This window comes from Megasphaera sueciensis (assembly GCF_050219315.1).
Taxonomy (GTDB): domain Bacteria; phylum Bacillota; class Negativicutes; order Veillonellales; family Megasphaeraceae; genus Megasphaera_A; species Megasphaera_A sueciensis.
Genome location: NZ_CP116939.1, coordinates 439,464 through 457,919, shown reverse-complemented (window position 1 = coordinate 457,919; position 18,456 = coordinate 439,464). Strand labels below are relative to the sequence as shown.

Sequence of the window (18,456 nt, the reverse complement as noted above, 5' to 3'; positions counted from 1 at the left end):
ACATATGATAATTTCTATCTGTCTTTCATTCTAATCCCCGCCGTATTTTTTTTGGTATTATGTCATACTGCTTACAAATGCGATAAAAAGTAGGTATACTTACGTTTATACTTCGAGCAGCATCTGCCACATTGCCCCCGGAATTTTTAATAATACGCAAATAGGTCTGTTTTTCACTTTCTTCTCCTGTTTCACTCGGCACTGCCGCAACAACATCATCCATAATATAACAAAAATCACGAGATGAAATCACGGGAGACTCACTCGTATAAAAAACTCTTTCAATACTATTTTGCAGTTCCCTGACATTTCCGGGCCAATCATAGTGTTTTAGAGATAATAAAAAATCTGCAGAAAATTTTCTTTTTCTATCCGGATATCGCAAATTAAACCGCTGCAAAAATCGATTGGCACAAAATTCTACATCATCTGGACGTTCCCGCAGAGGCGGAATATCTAATCTCAATACATTGAGTCTATAATAAAGATCACTGCGAAATAACCCTAACCGGACTTGTCTCTTTAAATTGCGATTGGTCGCGGCAATAACACGCACATCCAGTTTTTTTTCCTCTTTACCGCCAATACGGCGAACTTGCAATGTTTCAACCACTCGCAGTAACTTAGCCTGAAATTCCAATGGCATTTCTCCGATTTCATCAAGAAACAACGTACCATGGTCGGCTAATTCAAATTTTCCCGGATTCCCTTCCTTGAGAGCTCCTGTAAAAGCTCCTTTTTCATAGCCAAAAAGTTCACTTTCTATCAAATCCCGCGGCAAAGAAGCACAATTTACCGCAACAAAAGGTCCTTCTGCTCTACAGCTTCCCGTATGAATGGCTTGAGCAAATAGTTCTTTTCCCGTACCGCTTTCACCTTCTATGAGGATGCTTCCATCATATCGGGCATACTGCCGTGCTCTTTCTATCACTTGTTTCATCATGGTATCCGCAGTAAAAATATTGTCAAAGCTATATGCAGCTTGATTTCCGGACACACGATTCACTGACCGTATAAGATGTTCTTGCTTACGAAGAATCACGGTGATTGTCCGTCCGCTCGTATTTACGGTTAATGAAATAGTAGCACTAAAACGCCGCACTTTTCCCTTAATAAAAAAACGCATGTCATCTATATATAACGGTGCATTTTCCTTTTGCATCGTTATAACGCTATTCCAATCTACATCAGGCATAACACTTCTAAAATCAATCATTGCCATTTTAGGAAAACAAATCGATAATTCCTTTTTTGCTGTATTATTTATCCATCGCAATTGAAATGTATCATTGAGCAAAAGGATGGATTCGTGTAGTCCGTTGGCTGCTGAACGCATAAGCAGCGACTGATGATAACTTGCCAGCATACTTTCCACACTAAACGCGCCGGCTACAACAAGTGCCAGTGTATGCGGATGAGCGGCTTCCACAGCACCGGACAAATCAAGACAACCGATTACTTGACCGTTCAACCCATGAATCGGCGCCGCGGAACAAGTCCATCCATGCTGAGACATACAATAATGTTCCGGGCCATTCATTTGAATCGGCATGTCATATTCCAATGCAATTCCCGGTGCATTACTTCCTACTCCCAGATTAGTCCATACAGCTCCCTTATGAAACAATATGTTTTCGGACCTTTTTAAGATAGAATCATCCCCGATTGTTTCTAAAACATACCCATCCCTATCAGTTAATACCAGTAAAAAGTGTGACTCTTTAATAATTTGGTATACACTTTGTATAATAGGGGCTGCTATTCGAATCAATTCTTTGTTTTTCTTCAATACCTTTTGAAAGACGATATCATCTACCTGTGTAACATTATCACTATATGGATTTACTCTCATCTCCCGGCACTTTAACCAAGACCGTGCAACAGCAGGCTGCATCTTTTCATTTAAGGTACCATCAGACATAAATTTTTGCCACACAGCTTTTGCTTCACCTATTTTCATGTTATGCACTCCCTACAACGAACGAATAGTATATATATTAAAAAAACAGACAAACCATCCTATATGAATAGTATATCATCAATCATCATATATTACGCTTACTTTTAAACGGTATATGAATTTATGTATTCATTTGCAAGAAGTGTATAACATACCGATGAAACGCATGTAATTTCAATTTATTTAATATATTGCAATACAACTTCCGTCATTGTATTTGTATCAGCCTTTTTAAATCCATCCTTATATAAATCGGGAGTGCGCCAGCCCTCTTCCAAAGCAGCATCAACAGCTTTTTCAACAGCACAGGCCGCTGACTCTTCCTCTAACGAATAGCGAAGCAGCATAGCAGAAGAAAGAATCGTTGCCAAGGGATTGGCAATACCCTTGCCGGCAATATCCGGTGCCGATCCATGAATAGGTTCATAAAGGCTTGTAAGTTCTCCAATACTAGCCGATGGCATCATTCCAATGGATCCTCCCAATACAGCCGCTTCATCGCTCAGTATATCGCCAAACAAGTTTCCTGTTACAATCACATCAAACTGTGTCGGCCTGATGGCCAGCTGCATAGCACAATTATCTACATACAGATTATCTACTACGATATCCGGATACTGCGCAGCAATTTTCGTTACGGTACGCCGCCACAAACGAGACGTTGCCAATACATTGGATTTATCGACGGAAGTTACCTTATTTCTCCTCTTGCGTGCGGCTTCCATTGCAAATCGTGTAATTCGTTCTACTTCCGGTACACTATAGTTTTCTAAATCCCATGCACGTTCTACACCATCATGTATTTCCGATTCGCATTTATCACCAAAATAAATCCCGCCAATAAGTTCACGGACAATAAGAATATCTGAACCGGTCACAATTTCCGGCTTCAGCGGAGAATATTCGCAAAGTTCTTTTTGTACTTTCACTGGACGTAAATTAACATATAACCCCAGTGCTTTGCGCAATCCTAAAACCGCCTTTTCAGGCCGCAGTGCTGGTTCCACGTCATCCCATTGCCTACCGCCTACTGCACCAAATAAAACAGCACTTGCTTTTTTTGCAGCCTCAATCGTATTTTCAGGAAGCGGGGTTCCAAATTTATCATAGGCCGTTCCCCCTGCATATTGATATTCAAAGGTAAGCCCTATATGATATATCTCATCAATTTTTTTCAGCACCTTCACAGCCGCTGTCGTAATTTCTTTTCCAATCCCGTCTCCCGGGATGACAACGATATGTTTTTCCATTTATTTTTTCTCCTTTACATATTCAATTAACCCGCCGGCTCTGGCAATATCTTGAATAAATCCAGGCAGCGGTGCTGCTTGAAATATATCTCCTGTTGTACTATTTTCAATACATCCTGCCGTCAAGTCAATCCGAAGGATATGACCGGCTTTAATCTTTTCTACATCACTGCCGATTTCCAATACAGGTAATCCTACATTAATACTATTGCGATAAAAAATACGAGCAAAACTAGCTGCAATAATAACCGGGATTCCAGAAGCTTTAATAGCTATCGGAGCATGTTCACGCGAGGAACCGCAGCCAAAATTCTTGCCTCCTACCATGATATCTCCTGTTTGTACTTCATGAGAAAATGTTTCGTCTATATCTACCATACAATGGGACGCTAATTCTTGTGGATCAAAACTGTTCAAATAACGGGCAGGAATAATAACGTCTGTATCTATATTATCGCCATAACGCCAAACTTTTCCTTCTATTTTCATTTCAATATACCTCCTTAGGTGCTGCAATTTTCCCCAAAATAGCACTGGCTGCCGCTACTTGCGGACCCGCCAGATATACTTCACTATCTACGTGTCCCATCCGGCCGCGGAAATTACGGTTCGTTGTAGAAACACACTTTTCTCCGGCTGCAAGTATCCCCATATATCCCCCCAGGCAAGGACCGCATGTAGGCGTAGATACAGCCGCTCCTGATTCAATAAATATTTTAATATATCCTTTTTCCATCGCTTCCATATAGATTTTCTGACTGCCTGGAATAATAATACAACGCACATCAGGATGAATCGTATGCCCTTGCATAATAGATGCTGCAATTTTCAAATCTTCTATTCGGCCATTTGTACAAGAGCCAATCACAACTTGATCAATTTTAATATCTCCAAATGTTCCTACTACTTTCGTATTTTCCGGCAGATGCGGGAACGCAACTACTGGCTTCAATTCTTCAAGATTGATTGAAACTACACGTCGATACGACGCATCATCATCCGCTGTCACTATATCATACGGCTTAGTAACACGATTCTTAATATATTGCATAGTTTGATCATCTACAGGAAAAATGCCATTTTTAGCTCCTGCCTCAATAGCCATATTGGCAATAGTAAACCGATCTGTCATCGACAATTCTGCAATACCGCTGCCCATAAATTCTAATGATTGATAAAGTGCTCCGTCCACCCCGATCATACCTATTAAAGTCAACATTACATCCTTGCCGGTAATATCATCTGGTTTTTTACCTGTAATATTAACTTTAATCGCCTCCGGAACTTTAAACCAGGCCTCTCCCGTCGCCATGGCCACTCCGAGATCGGTTGAACCGACACCTGTAGAAAAACCGCCTAACGCTCCATAGGTACAAGTATGAGAATCGGCTCCGATCGTAACCATCCCCGGCGCTACTAATCCTTGTTCCGGAAGCAGAACATGTTCAATCCCAACACGCCCAACTTCATAATAATGCTGAATGTTATTTTCTCTGGCAAAATCACGTACAATCTTTGCAAGTCCTGCAGATTTGATATCTTTATTAGGGATAAAGTGATCCGGTACCAAAGCAACCTTTGTACAATCAAAAACCGGTCTGCCTATTTTTTTATATTCAGCAATCGAAGGAGGTGCCGTAATATCATTCGCTAACACCATATCCAGTTTACAATTAATTAAGTCACCGGCCTTAACAAAATCCAATCCTGCATGTCTGGCTAAAATTTTTTGTGTCATCGTCATTCCCATAATATATTCCCTCCAAAATTATAACAGTTACTAATGTTGTGCAATTCCATCTTTATATATGTCTTTTTCATATGCAGCTTCTCGTTTTTGACAAAATTTAACTTTTTCTTTGATTCCTTCCATTTGATTTACAGCACTGATAAAAGCAATAACGGAAGCGGTGATAATATCGGTATCTACTCCTACTCCCCAAGCAGTCTTCCTATCATCATAGGTCAATCCAAAATAAGCCATTCCCCGCGAATTGGATCCGCTATCTAAATCGTGCTCATTATAAACTAAATTATATATATATATGCCATACGTGCTGCAAATAGCATTACTCACAGCATCTAACTGTCCATTTCCGCTGCCTTCCAAAATCGTTTTCTTCCCGTTTACCATAAGAACAATTTGTCCATACCATTTCGTCTCTTCTTTTTTAAGTGAAAAATCCTCTAATTGGAAAGGTGAGATTATATTAACATAATGCTGCACAAATATATGATACATATCCTCCGGCTTTAATTCACGATGTTTATGATCTGAAATTTCTTTTACAAAATAACTAAAATCTTCACGCATTTTTTTAGGCATGCAAACGCCATACTGTTGTTCCATTACATATCCCACACCCCCTTGACCTGATTGACTGTTAATGCGGATAACATCCGCATCGTAATGGCGTCCCAAATCTTCCGGATCAATAAGCAGATATGGCACAGACCATTGCTTTTGACACGTATCGGCATGATATTTCATTCCTTTTGCAATGGCATCCTGATGAGATCCAGAAAAAGCGGCAAAAACAAGTTGTCCGGCATACGGTTGTCTGGGAGGAACATTCATACGCGTCACCCGTTCATATACTTCTATCAATTCCGGCATATTAGAAAAATCCAAACCAGGATCAATCCCCATGGCATACATATTTAACGCAATCGTTACAATATCGGCATTACCGGTACGTTCTCCATTGCCAAACAAAGTACCTTCAATACGCTCTGCACCCGCCAACAATCCCAGTTCTGCATCAGCAACACCGCATCCTCTATCATTATGAGGATGCAGAGATAATACAATGTTGTCTCGATAATTCAAATGTTGAGACATGTACGCAATCTGTGAAGCATACACATGGGGCATAGACATTTGCACAGTAGAGGGTAAATTGATAATAGCCTTACGATCACTTGCAGGCTTCCAAACGTTAAGAACAGCATTGCAAACCTCAAGTGCATATTCGGGCTCTGTTCCTGTGAAACTTTCAGGAGAATATTCGAATCGATACTTAGAACCGTTTCGATCAGTTAATTCTTTCAACAATGCTGCTCCTTCAACTGCTATTTGTTTAATTTCCTCCTTTGATTTATGAAACACTTGTGTTCGCTGTGCTGCAGATGTTGAATTATATACATGCACAATTGCATTTTTTACTCCCTCTAACGCTTCAAACGTTCGTTGAATAATATGTTTCCGTGCCTGTGTTAATACTTGTACAGTCACATCATCAGGAATCAGATCTTTTTCAACTAGTGTACGTAAAAATTCATATTCTGTTTCTGACGCTGCCGGGAAACCAACTTCGATTTCCTTGAAACCCATTTGTACCAATTTTTTATAAAATTCTATTTTTTCGGTAAGATTCATAGGGATAATAAGAGCCTGGTTACCATCTCGCAAATCTACGCTGCACCAAGTCGGTGCTTTTTCGGCACAATCCTTTGCCGCCCAGCTTACATCTGTATACGGCGGCATATAATACCCTTTCTTGTATTTTTTTACGTTCATCATCCACCATGCATCTCCTTTTCCCTTCTGATTACAAGCAAACGCTGATTTTTATCAAGATTTTGCTATCTGTACACATGAACCCGTTTTCATCCTTTTTACTAATCCCGGGTTGTTACATCAACAGACAACAAAAAAAGTCTTCCATCTCTTTGAAGAGACGAAAGACTTTGCTCACGCGTTACCACTCTAATTCATACCAAAAAAGTATGCTCTTATATCAGGTACGGATTTTCATCGATACCCTCCTGTTTGTTAACGGCCAGGCCCCGGCTCCACCTACTTGATTCAGCGAGCAGCTTAAAGATGAGTTCGCTTCCGTTCCGCTACTGTTTCACACCACCCAACAGCTCTCTGCAAGCTTTCCGGACACTACTAATTCTTATCAACGCATTTGTATTTTTGCTTGTTGAATGATACTTTATCACAACATTCTTCTTTTGACAAGAGGGTAAAATTAAATTAAACGTTTGACTATATTGTATTTTTTTGTAAATTTATGTTCAGCGTCACAAAATACTATTACTTTTTATATCCTGTCATAAAATCAACTTCATTTTTCAGTGGAACTCCGCAGATATATGACCGCAGATTAGCTGCTGCTATTTTTACGATATTGTCATGTGTAGCTGCTAAATGAAATCCGCCGGATACATGCGGCGTTATATGGATACCCGGAATACTCCATAAAGGATGATTTTTCGGCAACGGCTCCGGATCCGTCACATCAAGTGCAGCACCTGCAAGATGTCCGTTTTTTACTGCATTGCACAGATCCTCACTAACAACCGCCGTACCGCGTCCTACATTAATAAAATAAGCCCCCTGCTTCATCGCTTGAAAACGTTCTTTATTATACAAACCCGTTGTTGCTTTTGTTCCTGGAAGACTGGAGACTATAACATCAGCACGAGCCAAATATTCATCCAGCCTTTCCATCGTTCCCATTTCATCCGCATAATCTGGAATAACAGTGCTGCGCCGCCGCATCCCAATGACATGTGCTCCCATCATTTTGCAAAGTCGGGCAAATCTGCCGCCTATATCACCCAGACCAATCACCAGAACGGTAGCACCCGATACAGAAGTAACGGGTCCTTCATCCTTCCATAAACATTGTTTTTGATTTGCCTCATACACATATAATTTTTTCATCATTGCTAACAGCACTGCCAACATATGTTCCGAAATAGCCAAGCCATACGCACCGGTTGCATTCGTTAACATAACACCGTGCTGAAGCACACCTGGTTTACAATATTCACTGGCACCCGCACTGAACAATTGCACCCATCGCAGTTTTGATGCTGTCGATAAAAGTGCCGGTGCTATATTTCCAATAATAACTTCCGCATCAGATACATCCTGTATAGTCACATTCGCTGCTGGAATATAAACAATTTCATTATCTCCTGCAGCCTCCTCCAACCATTTTTTATGGGTATCCAATAAATCCATTACTGCCAGTATTTTCATAATAAAAAACTCCTTTTTATGTATTATTTTTTTCCTTTCATTCGCATTGCAAAACTTCCGATCAGGACAGCCGTAATAAATGCCAGTAAAAAATAATCATCAATACTTCCTTTTTCTAATACCATGTAATACGACCAGATAAAAGCTGCCACCCCCAGCACATAAGTAAAACGTGTTTTATTATCCATTTCAATTAAAACTTGTTTTACGCTTTTTGGTTTTTTCTCTTGTTGTTCTTTAACTTTATTCGTTTTTTTAGGTATTGCAGAATTTGTTTTTTTTGTTGGTTTTTTACTCATCGCCATGCCTTCTTTTTGTTAGTAATCGTACTGGATCATATCGTATATTTCTATTTTATATGAACACCGGTCCCTTGGCAAGTGATAGTATACCGCAACTATTTTACAAAACCAGACAGACCTGTTAAAATATACATTATAAAATTAAATGCATGCCATCTATCAATACGCGGGATGGTGTGCTTTTTTTCTATATATTTTCATATAAAAGGAGATACGTCATTTTGACTCGCACACAAAACATAATAATTCGTTATATAATTTTATTTACAGGGTTACTTATTATGGCCTTTGGGATCGCGGTAGTTGCAAAATCAAATTCAGGTACTACGCCCATTTCCAGTGTCCCATTCGTTTTAAGCCTTATTTTTCCAATTACCTTCGGACAATTTACCTGCCTGCTCAGTATCCTGTTCATGATAGCGGAGTTTGTTATATTAGGCAGAGACTTTCCAAAAGCACAACTTTGGCAAATTATTATCGGTCCTTTTTTTGGCTTTTTTACAGACTTGGGAATGTATATTTTCTCGCCCCTGAATCCAAGTGCCTATTGGGCCAGAATGTTGGCCCTGCTTATCGGCAGCATTCTGATGGCATTGGGAATCTATCTGCAAGTAGCAGCAAATGTCATCATGAATCCCGGAGAAGGTGCGGTAAAAGCGCTGGCTTACAAATTCAAAATTCGCTTCGGCAGCGTAAAAATAGTATTTGATGCTGTATTAGGCATAACCGCTTTGCTGATTTCCGTTGTTTATTTCGGGGATATACGAGGCATTCGTGAAGGCACTATTGTTTCTATTTTTCTGGTTGGTTTCCTGGTCAAAATTTGGAGTCGTATTGCCAATTATTTCGATTTCGAAAAAAAACTATACCCTATAAAAATGAAGCAATAAAATACGTTACCTGCAGAAATATCTGCAGGTAACGTATTTTTAACTTTAAATATAATTCACATGCTCCACTGTCAGGCTTTATTTTTTATCAACTTGCATCCGTGTAAAAGCGAAACTTTGAATACCATTTTTTCCATTGGGACCAAACGTAATCACAATTCTAACCAATTGATTCGCGCCGTAGTCTGCCATATAAGTCAACCGGTCTCCCTGATCAAATTTTTCCAAGACAACTAATTTCATACTTTTATATCGTCCAAATTTATTTTGAATTTGCTTTTGCAATTCTCCAAAGTTCTGCGTGTTGATTTTTTCTGCCAAAGAATCTGCCATACTGCTTTTGGCAGATCCATAACCATTATCCGTATATAACGCTGTCATGAAAGTTTGTACTTGACTTTCTTCTTTTGTCAATACAGCACCATTATCAGCGGCTATACCCATATTACTTAAAGAAATCGCAAAAAAGACAGTACATATAATTTTTTTAAATTTCATATATTCCGCTCCTCTTATACATTTTTAAAATACACTAAAAGTGACGAGCTACTCTTTTGGGAAACAACATACCTGTATCGGCATTTTACATTACCATGGATATGCAATGATATAGCATAAAACAACCAAACTGCCCCCCTGTATCATTTCATCTATACCGCGTGCTTTCTCAAAAAATAAAATCTTAATATACTGTATTTACCCGAACTCGTTCAATCGTCGGATTTCCGTTTTTATCTTTCGATATGGTATCCACGCGAATCCGTTCCAATTCCGGTTTAAATTCACTAACGAGTTTGCTGTCTACGGGAATCCCTTTCTGCAGTACCCGATAAATAATCTGGGCAAATTCATATCTCGTCATTGTACGATCCCCGCCAAAGGTACCGTCCGGATATCCTTCGATAAGTCCCTGAGCTGCCATCGCTTTAATGGTTTCATAGGCCCAATGATTTTCCGGAACATCAGGGAACATCACCGTTGAATTAGGTTTTACTGCCTGCATGCCTACCAACGTATTCACAACAGCCGTCAATTTTTGTATTTGTTCTGCCTGCTGTGCTACGACAGCACGCATATCCTTCAATTCTTTCGCCATGGCAACACGGGAAGTGGAAATATGATTTCCCTGTCCTAATTTGAAGCTGACACCGGCATTGATCATGTTTTCTCCATTGCCAATACTGCCGCCGATGCTGAACATAGTATCTTCGTTCGGTCGATAGTATGCACCTATAGCAGCTGCACTCGCACCACTGTAATTGCCATATCCAGCAGCAAAATCCCACTTATCATCCGGATCAAAATCGAGAGGATGCAGTGCGGCAAGAGCCGCTGCACCGGCGCCAACTTTGTCAACACGAGTATCCAAATTACTGATAGAATTCCCGAGAAGACTGATGTTTTGGCTATTGTTAATGACCGCTTGGTTCGTTGCATACAGCTGGCTGCCATTGACAGCATCTGTTGAATCGGACGATAATTTTCCAGCAGCTACATTGGTAATCGTAGTCCCCTGAGTACCGCCTAACGTGATTTTACTGTTGTCTACGCTGCCATCACTGTTCAGATTATATTGCACTGTTCGAGAATCCAGAACTTTTAGTTGATCTTCTGTCGCTCCTTGTCCACTGGTGTAATTTTTCGGATCCCACGTTTTATTTGTCAGTCCATTGATCGTGCCGGTAGAGCCACTACCATTAATCGTCACATTACCAATCTTTCCGGTTCCGTTTGCTCCATCCAAAGACACCTTCGTACCGGCCTGAATCGTACCATTGCTACCATTCATAGTTACTGCATTATCTCCGGTTCCAGCAGTAACCGTTCCTTTAGTACCATCCATGGTAACCGCATTAGCACCACTTCCCAATGTCACGGTATCATTTAACGCCACATTATAATCCGTATGTCCGTCTGTCGGATTTACAGTCGATGTCACGGTAATATTTTTCCCTTCAGATACCGTGGACTTGGCCGTCGCAGCTGCCTTGCCTACAGTATCATTCAGTTGATCTACATTAACTGCGTCCGTTCCATTCACTCCAGCTGCTACATTCGTTATGGTATTGCCGCCGTTATCCAATCCACTGCTAGTCAAAGATACGTTTTTACCGTTGGAACCGACAATACTTACCCCATTTCCGGTAACTGACGTCGTATTGCCATTGGCATCTTTAGTAGTCACACCTACCGCAGTAACAGACGTGCTGTTTCCCTTACCGTCTGCCGTAGTCAGACCCTGGGTATCCATCTTAGTATTGCCGGCAGTCACACTGTCTACATTGATATCCTTATTCAGATTCACCTGATAGTCTGTATGACCGTCCATTGGATCTACACTCAATGACACGGTTGTATTCACACCATTGGATACCGTTGTTTTTGATCCGGCTGCCGCTTTATTCAATTGGCTGACATTCACGGCATCGTTATCTGCTGTCCCATTTGCTACATTGGTAATCTTGTTGCCGCCGTTATTCAGGCCCGTATTGGACAAAGACACTGCCGTATCCCCCGTGCCGATGATTACACCGTTCGTATTCATCACCGTGTTGCCTGTAGTAAGGCTGTTGAACACCGCGTCGTCGGCCATCTGGATTTCCAAATCACCGTTTTGGTTCCTTACCGTCTTGATATTTTTCGACGAAGTCGTGCCGCTTCCTGTATACCCTCCTACAATATTCAGTCGGTCTCCCAGATTCTTATGGATGACCGTACCGTCATTGCCGGCAAAGTCTAATCCTGCACTTGTTACAGTAGAGGCTGCCAGTTTCAGCTGATCTTCCGTTGCCGCTTGACCACTTACATAGTTGTTAGGATCCCAGGTTTTGTTGGTCAGTCCATTCACGGTTCCTGCGGAATCATTCCCATTAATGGTCACATTGCCTATCTTTGCGGTTCCATTGACCCCATCCAGCACCACATTTGTACCTGCCTGAATCGTACCTTTCGTACCATCCAGGGTAACCGCATCGGCACCGCTTCCCAGCGTCACCGTATCATTGAGATTCACTTGATAGTCTGTATGACCGTCTGCCGCGGTGAAAGAGGTCACGTGCGTATTGGTACCATCAGACACAGTAGTCGCAGCTTTGGCGGCCGCCGTATTCAGCTGGCTCACATTGACCGCATCGTTATCTGCTGTCCCGTTTGCTACATTGGTAATTTTCTGTCCGCCGTTATTCAGACCTGTATTGGTGAGGGATACCGCAGATGATCCGCTACCTATGGTAATACCGCTGTTATTCATCACCGTGCTGCCTGTAATAAGGCTGTTGAACACCGCGTTATCGGCCATTTGGATTTCCAAATTTCCATCATTGTTCTTGACTGTCTTAACATTAGTTGAAGAAGTAGTTCCCGTACCGTTGTAACCGCCTACAATATTTAACTGATCTCCCAAATTCTTATGGATTACCGTACCGTCATTACCGGCAAAATTCAATCCTGCCCTTGTTACAGTAGAGGCTGCCAGTTTCAGCTGATCTTCCGTTGCCGCTTGACCACTTACATAGTTGTTAGGATCCCAGGTTTTGTTGGTCAACCCATTCACGGTTCCTGCGGAACCATTCCCATTAATGGTCACATTGCCTATCTTTCCGGTTCCATTGACACCATCCAGCACCACGTTTGTACCTGCCTGAATCGTACCTTTCGTACCATCCAGGGTAACCGCATCGGCGCCGCTTCCCAGCGTCACCGTATCATTGAGATTCACTTGATAGTCTGTATGACCGTCTGCCGCGGTGAAAGAGGTCACGTGCGTATTGGTACCATCAGAAACTGTTGTTTTTGATCCAGCTATCGCCGTTTGTAGTTGTCCTACATTTACCGCATCTGTTTGATCTTTTCCGGCCGCTACATTGGTAATCTTATTACCGCCGTTATTGAGACCGCCATTGGTCAAAGAGACCGCTGTACTACCAGTACCAATAGTCACACCATTCGTATTTACCACTGTATTACCCGTGGTCACGCTATGTAAAACTGTGTCATCCGCCATTTGAATTTCCAAATTACCATTGGCATCCTTCACCGTTTTTAAATTTTTGGAGGACGTTGTTCCGCTGCCGCTATAGCCGCCGACAATATTTAACGTATCTCCTAAGTTCTTATGAATAGAATTACCATCATTTCCTGCAAAATTCAGCCCATTATTGGTAAGCGTATTGGAGGCCGACTTTAACTGATCTTCCGTTGCCGCCTGACCAGATACGATGGCATTGGGATCCCATGCTTTATTAGTCAATCCATTTACGGTGCCCATTGAACCACTGCCGGTAATAGTAACGTTGCCAATAACTCCGGTACCGGTACTGCCATTTAATGATACTTTTGTCCCTGCATTGACTGTTCCTGCTGTACCATCTGCAATAACTGCCCCGGACCCGCTTCCTAACGTAAGTTTCGATGCCAAATTCACTTTCACTGCATTCCCGGTATTGCTGATTGTAACATTGCCATCGGTATTGCTGAAATCTACTGTACTGCCAGGTGCCACATTACTCTTAGAGCCGGCTGCCCCATTTGAGGTTAAATTCCATCCTTCATTCGCAACGGTACTGACCGCATTGAGCTGGCTGCCATTTACCGCATCCGTCGAAGTCGCTGACACAATGCCGGCCGCCACATTGGTAATCTTATTACCACCCGCATTGATGCCGCTGGCCGTAACACTCGGCCCTCCTGTAATACTAAGTCCGTTCGTATTTACCGTGGTGTTGCCAGTGGTTAAACTGGTGGAAATTAAATTTGGATTAGTAGCAATCGTCAAATTAGTACCATTCTGGATAATAGCAATATTATTTCCTGCCGTGGTCGTAACTGTTGCTCCAGGAGCTACAGTTGCCGTACTGCTGCCGCTTACCGTCCCCGTACCCGTCGCTGCTGCAGTGGTATTCCATCCTTTATTGGCAACGGTACTAACCGCGTTAAGCTGGCTGCCATTTACCGCATCCGTCGAAGTCGCTGACACGGTACCCGCCGCCACATTGGTAATCTTATTACCACCCGCATTGATGCCGCCGGCCGTAATGCTCGGACCATTCGTAATGACCAGACCGTTGGTATTCATCACCGTATTTCCCGTTGTAACACTACTCAGCCCGGTCAAGTCTTTCGCCAGCTGAACCGCCAGTGTGTTGGTAGATGTATTAGCCGTCACTCCTATATTATTGGAAGAAAGGTTCGTTGCAGAAGCCCCTCCGATAATTTGTATCGCTTGATCAGAACCGCGCTGTATTACATTCTTATCAGAACTGCTGGCCGCAGAGGTATTGCTTACAGTAGAATTGTCACCAGCAAAACGAAGCGGCTGTGTCAAGGCATACAATTGACTGCCATTTACCGCATCCGTACTGGAAGGCGATATTAAACCAGCAGAAACATTTTGAATCCGCCGGGTCGAACCAACGGAGCCCACCGTTACCACACCGGCAGATGCAGTTCCTGAAAAAGTATAATTTCCATTGCCAATAGTAACCCCGTTGTAAGTCGATATGCCTTCTGTGGTATTGCTTGCATCAGAGGCTGCTACATAAGCTGAACCGGTACCAAGATATACAGAATTTCCCATCCCTGCCGTAACACTGTTGCCTAAAATAAATACATCCGACAAATCAGATACAACGTTGTTATTCCCAATGATGCGGTCGTTGCTTCCCGTCAAGGTATTACTATTGCCCAAAATGCCTGATCCTGTGGCATAATCATATGAAGTTGCATAGGTAGTATCCACCTTGCCAACTATATTTGAATTTCCAATAACATCTGAATTCAATGCGGTTACTGTATTGCTGTTTCCCACTATACTGGAATTTACAGTACTGATGGTAGCATAGTTAAGCCCTGTATTATCTGTCGGCACTATTTGGCCTATGCTGTTGCTATTTCCGGTAATACTGGAATTATTAGAATACACCGTGCTCGCATTTCCCACAACACTGGAATTAGCCGCTGAAATAGTATCTCCATTGCCAATCGCATACGTATCGGCCCCACTCAAAGTAGTTCCATTCGTTTTTCCAAGCATTGTGCTGCCTATGGCGCCGGAGTTTGAAGCAGATACGGTTACATATGAACCCAACGCCGTTGAAGAAGTTCCCGATGCCATGGTTCCTGTACCCATTGCAATGGCAGATGTTCCCGTAGCACTGGCAGTATATCCTTGCGCAATTGCCTTTAAGCCTGATGCGTGCGCAGTTTGCCCTAGTGCAACGGCAGAATCCGCTGTTGCTTCCGCATAATCACCGATAGCAATAGCATTGTTTGACGTCGTCGTAGGACTATTCTGAAGACCTGTTTGTGCATATGTACCAATAGCAATAGAATTACTGCCCGTACTGCTCGCCGAAGTACCAATAGCCACTCCCGAAGTATCATAGGCTACAGTTTGTCTGTCCGTAGCCGATACGGCATTGCCTAAAACAATGGTATTATCTCCTTGTGCTTTTGTATTATAGCCCATGGATATACTTTCTGCCCCCACTGCGGTGACTGCCCCCCCAATTGCAATCGCATCTTTTCCTGTCGCACCAAGATTTCCTGAATTCCCTCCTACTGTTGAATTAACACTGAAGTACTTGGTACTGCTAGCTGCAATGGCACTTTTCATTTGTCCTAAATTTACAGCCTGGTCTGAGGTAACCGCATTTGCCACATTGCTGATGGTGGTGCCATTGGTTCCTGCCAGTTTAATATCAGCATTTGTATTATCCGAATAGGTAATTGTACCACTGGGGAGAAGATTTATAGTCCCTGAGCTAAGCGCATTTAATGCCGCCGCTACTGTTGAATATGTATAGGTTTGATTCTTGTTATCCGTCAAAGTAATCCCGCTATAGGTACCATTTGTATTTACTGTTACATTGCCGCCGATAAGATTGGCTACTCTGGTTTGTGCAGCCTGCAGCTGCTGTACATTCACTGCATCATACGCAGAGGAACCGGCAGCTACATTAGTAATACGCCGCTGAAAAATCTGCCCATTTGCACCGGAAGATCCCACAGATACAACCCCGACACCGGAAGTGGTTCCCGTTAGATAGCCGTTTCCTGAAGAATCACTTGCAATGGCATAGGAATCATTCCCCAATGCTATGCTGCTATTATCGGCTGCTGTAGCATTAACTCCTATAGCAACACCGGAAGAAGTAAAGGAAGTAGATTGATAGCCAATTGCAATGGAATTATCTCCCGCTGCATTTGCTAAGTACCCTACAGCGGTAGCCCCTGAAGCAGCCGTAGTAGAAGCCCCGATCGCCGTGCTATGACTCCCCGTCGCATTTGTTAAATTAGCCTGCCATCCGATAGCAACATTGTTATCACCGGCAGTATTACCGCCAGCACTGCTGCCAATCGCAATATTATAAGAACCACTCACGTTATTACCGGCACTTAAACCGATAGCGATATCTTCATTACCACTTACATATTGCCCTGCATCTGTACCTAATGCGATACGATTCGCTTGATTTTTCGCAGTGCTTGTACCTGTGGATCCTAGTCCCGCAGAAGAACCAAAGGAAATATCGTTACTGCCGCTGGTACTGGCCGATGCCCCCAAAGCGATACTTGTATCTCCGTTAGCTGCAGCAGCTGTACCTAACGCAATTCCGTTGCCAGCACTAGCCGCGGTTCCTAAAACAATGGCATTGGTTCCAGCAGAAGCGGAAAGTCCCAAAGCAATGCCATTCGTACCGGCACTAGTTTTATCGCCTATGGCAGTACCATCCGTACCGGCTTTAGCCGATGTACCCAAGGCTACGCCGCTAGCACCACTAACTTGGGTTCCATCACCAATGGCAATCCCTGTTACACCATCTGTAACAGCGGACAGACCAATCGCTATCGAATTAGCCGAGGTTGCATTAGCTGATCCGCCAAAGGCAATACTTCCCTCTCCACCGGCACTCGCGGTTGTTCCTAAAGCAATTGCATTATCGGCAGTGACACTGGCAGCATCACCTATGGCAATTCCCTGATTTCCTCCCGTGAGAGTGGTTACGCCATTCACTGTTTTCGAGCCAACCGTTGCCGCTGAGCCTAGCGCCAAAGAATTATCCGCTGCCGCTGCCGCACTATATCCCACAGCGACAGCCCCCGTACCACTGGACACTGCCGAAATTCCTGCTGCAATAGAGGCTGTCCCGCTGGATACAGCAGAACTGCCTACAGCAATCGCATCCGTCCCGGATGCACTTGCATCAATTCCCGTAGAATTTTCCCGAAAATACTTTACTCCTATACCCGTCGTTTGGAGCGCAGTTTGAAGTGCTGTTATATGAGTTGCATTGGTTGCTATATTCGTTTCATCTGTTGTAGCTCGTGTTTTTAAACCACTAATATCATTGGCATTCGCCGTTATCTTTGTTTCATCAGCCGTGGCCCGTGTTTTCAGACCGCTGATATCACTGGTATTCGCCGCAATAGTTGTTTCATCGGCCGCTGCTCGTGTTTTCAGACCACTAATATCACTGGTGTTCGCCGCAATAGTTGTTTCATCAGCCGCTGCTCGTGTCTTCAGACCACTGATATCACTGGTGTTCGCCGCAACGTTTTGGTTTGTTGCAAATAATTGTCCGCCATTTACCGCATCCATTGAAGTCACGGAAGAAATATCTCCTGCTGACACATTTGTGATTTTTTCTCCACCAGCCTTTATGCCGCTGACTTGTATGCTTGGACCACCGGTAATAGCAAGTCCGCTGGCATCTATCGTTGTATTGCCCACCGTTAGTGTATCTGCAGTTATGCTGGGGTTCACGCCAATGCTCAAGGTCGTGCCATCACTAGATTCTGTAAGGATTATATTACTGCCTTCTTGCACTTGGGTTATTCCGCTGATCGGCACAATGGTATCTGCAAATACCGGAGAAATCATGAATCCTGCCATTGCAGAAGCAAGCAGCAGTTTTCGTGCGTTTAATAATTGTAAAGCACATTTATCTTTCCGTTTGGCCGAGGGAGTTGAAGATTTGCTATGTCCTTTAGATAATTCAGATACCACTTGATATACCTGCAGTGCTTGATTAAATATAACCTTATATATTTTGTTCAT

At 42.8% G+C, this 18,456-nt stretch carries 10 protein-coding genes and 1 other annotated feature; of the genes, 1 reads left to right on the top strand and 9 read right to left on the bottom strand.

All coding sequences use genetic code 11. The features are described 5' to 3' along the window. Positions 1–25: 25 nt before the first annotated feature. From NXG62_RS02300 to NXG62_RS02270, 7 genes are all read right to left on the bottom strand, one after another. Positions 26–1,960 (bottom strand): sigma-54-dependent Fis family transcriptional regulator, encoded by a 1,935-nt coding sequence (locus NXG62_RS02300; RefSeq protein WP_427113405.1) that lies wholly within the window; start codon positions 1,958–1,960, stop codon positions 26–28. Positions 1,961–2,139: 179 nt separating this feature from the next. Further along, the gene (gene leuB / locus NXG62_RS02295; RefSeq protein WP_427113404.1) at positions 2,140–3,210 is read right to left on the bottom strand and encodes a 3-isopropylmalate dehydrogenase; all 1,071 of its coding nucleotides are present in this window, start codon (positions 3,208–3,210) and stop codon (positions 2,140–2,142) included. Continuing rightward, positions 3,211–3,699 carry a 3-isopropylmalate dehydratase small subunit gene (locus NXG62_RS02290; protein ID WP_091647858.1) on the bottom strand — a complete coding sequence of 163 codons (489 nt, stop codon included), beginning with the start codon at positions 3,697–3,699 and terminating at the stop codon, positions 3,211–3,213. A 1-nt stretch (position 3,700) separates the two neighbouring features. Further along, positions 3,701–4,960: a 3-isopropylmalate dehydratase large subunit gene (leuC, locus tag NXG62_RS02285; RefSeq protein WP_427113403.1), complete on the bottom strand. Its 1,260-nt coding sequence runs from the start codon at positions 4,958–4,960 to the stop codon at positions 3,701–3,703. Positions 4,961–4,990: 30 nt separating this feature from the next. Beyond that, positions 4,991–6,733: a 2-isopropylmalate synthase gene (locus NXG62_RS02280; protein ID WP_427113402.1), complete on the bottom strand. Its 1,743-nt coding sequence runs from the start codon at positions 6,731–6,733 to the stop codon at positions 4,991–4,993. 150 nt (positions 6,734–6,883) lie between these two features. Beyond that, positions 6,884–7,128, bottom strand: a binding site (T-box leader). A gap of 124 nt (positions 7,129–7,252) precedes the next feature. Continuing rightward, the gene (locus NXG62_RS02275; protein ID WP_091647862.1) at positions 7,253–8,206 is read right to left on the bottom strand and encodes a D-2-hydroxyacid dehydrogenase; all 954 of its coding nucleotides are present in this window, start codon (positions 8,204–8,206) and stop codon (positions 7,253–7,255) included. A gap of 23 nt (positions 8,207–8,229) precedes the next feature. After that, positions 8,230–8,505, bottom strand: a complete 276-nt coding sequence (locus NXG62_RS02270) for a hypothetical protein (protein ID WP_091647864.1) — start codon at positions 8,503–8,505, stop codon at positions 8,230–8,232. A 224-nt stretch (positions 8,506–8,729) separates the two neighbouring features. On the opposite strand from NXG62_RS02270, the gene NXG62_RS02265 reads away from it, so the two are divergent. Continuing rightward, the gene (locus NXG62_RS02265) at positions 8,730–9,398 is read left to right on the top strand and encodes a YczE/YyaS/YitT family protein (RefSeq protein ID WP_427113401.1); all 669 of its coding nucleotides are present in this window, start codon (positions 8,730–8,732) and stop codon (positions 9,396–9,398) included. Between the two features lie 78 nt (positions 9,399–9,476). Here NXG62_RS02265 and NXG62_RS02260 read toward each other — a convergent pair whose 3' ends face one another. Both NXG62_RS02260 and NXG62_RS02255 read right to left on the bottom strand, forming a co-directional pair. Further along, on the bottom strand, positions 9,477–9,896 hold the full coding sequence (locus NXG62_RS02260; protein WP_091647866.1) for a DUF3887 domain-containing protein: 420 nt from the start codon (positions 9,894–9,896) through the stop codon (positions 9,477–9,479). A 184-nt stretch (positions 9,897–10,080) separates the two neighbouring features. Continuing rightward, positions 10,081–18,456: an ESPR-type extended signal peptide-containing protein gene (locus NXG62_RS02255; protein WP_427113400.1), complete on the bottom strand. Its 8,376-nt coding sequence runs from the start codon at positions 18,454–18,456 to the stop codon at positions 10,081–10,083.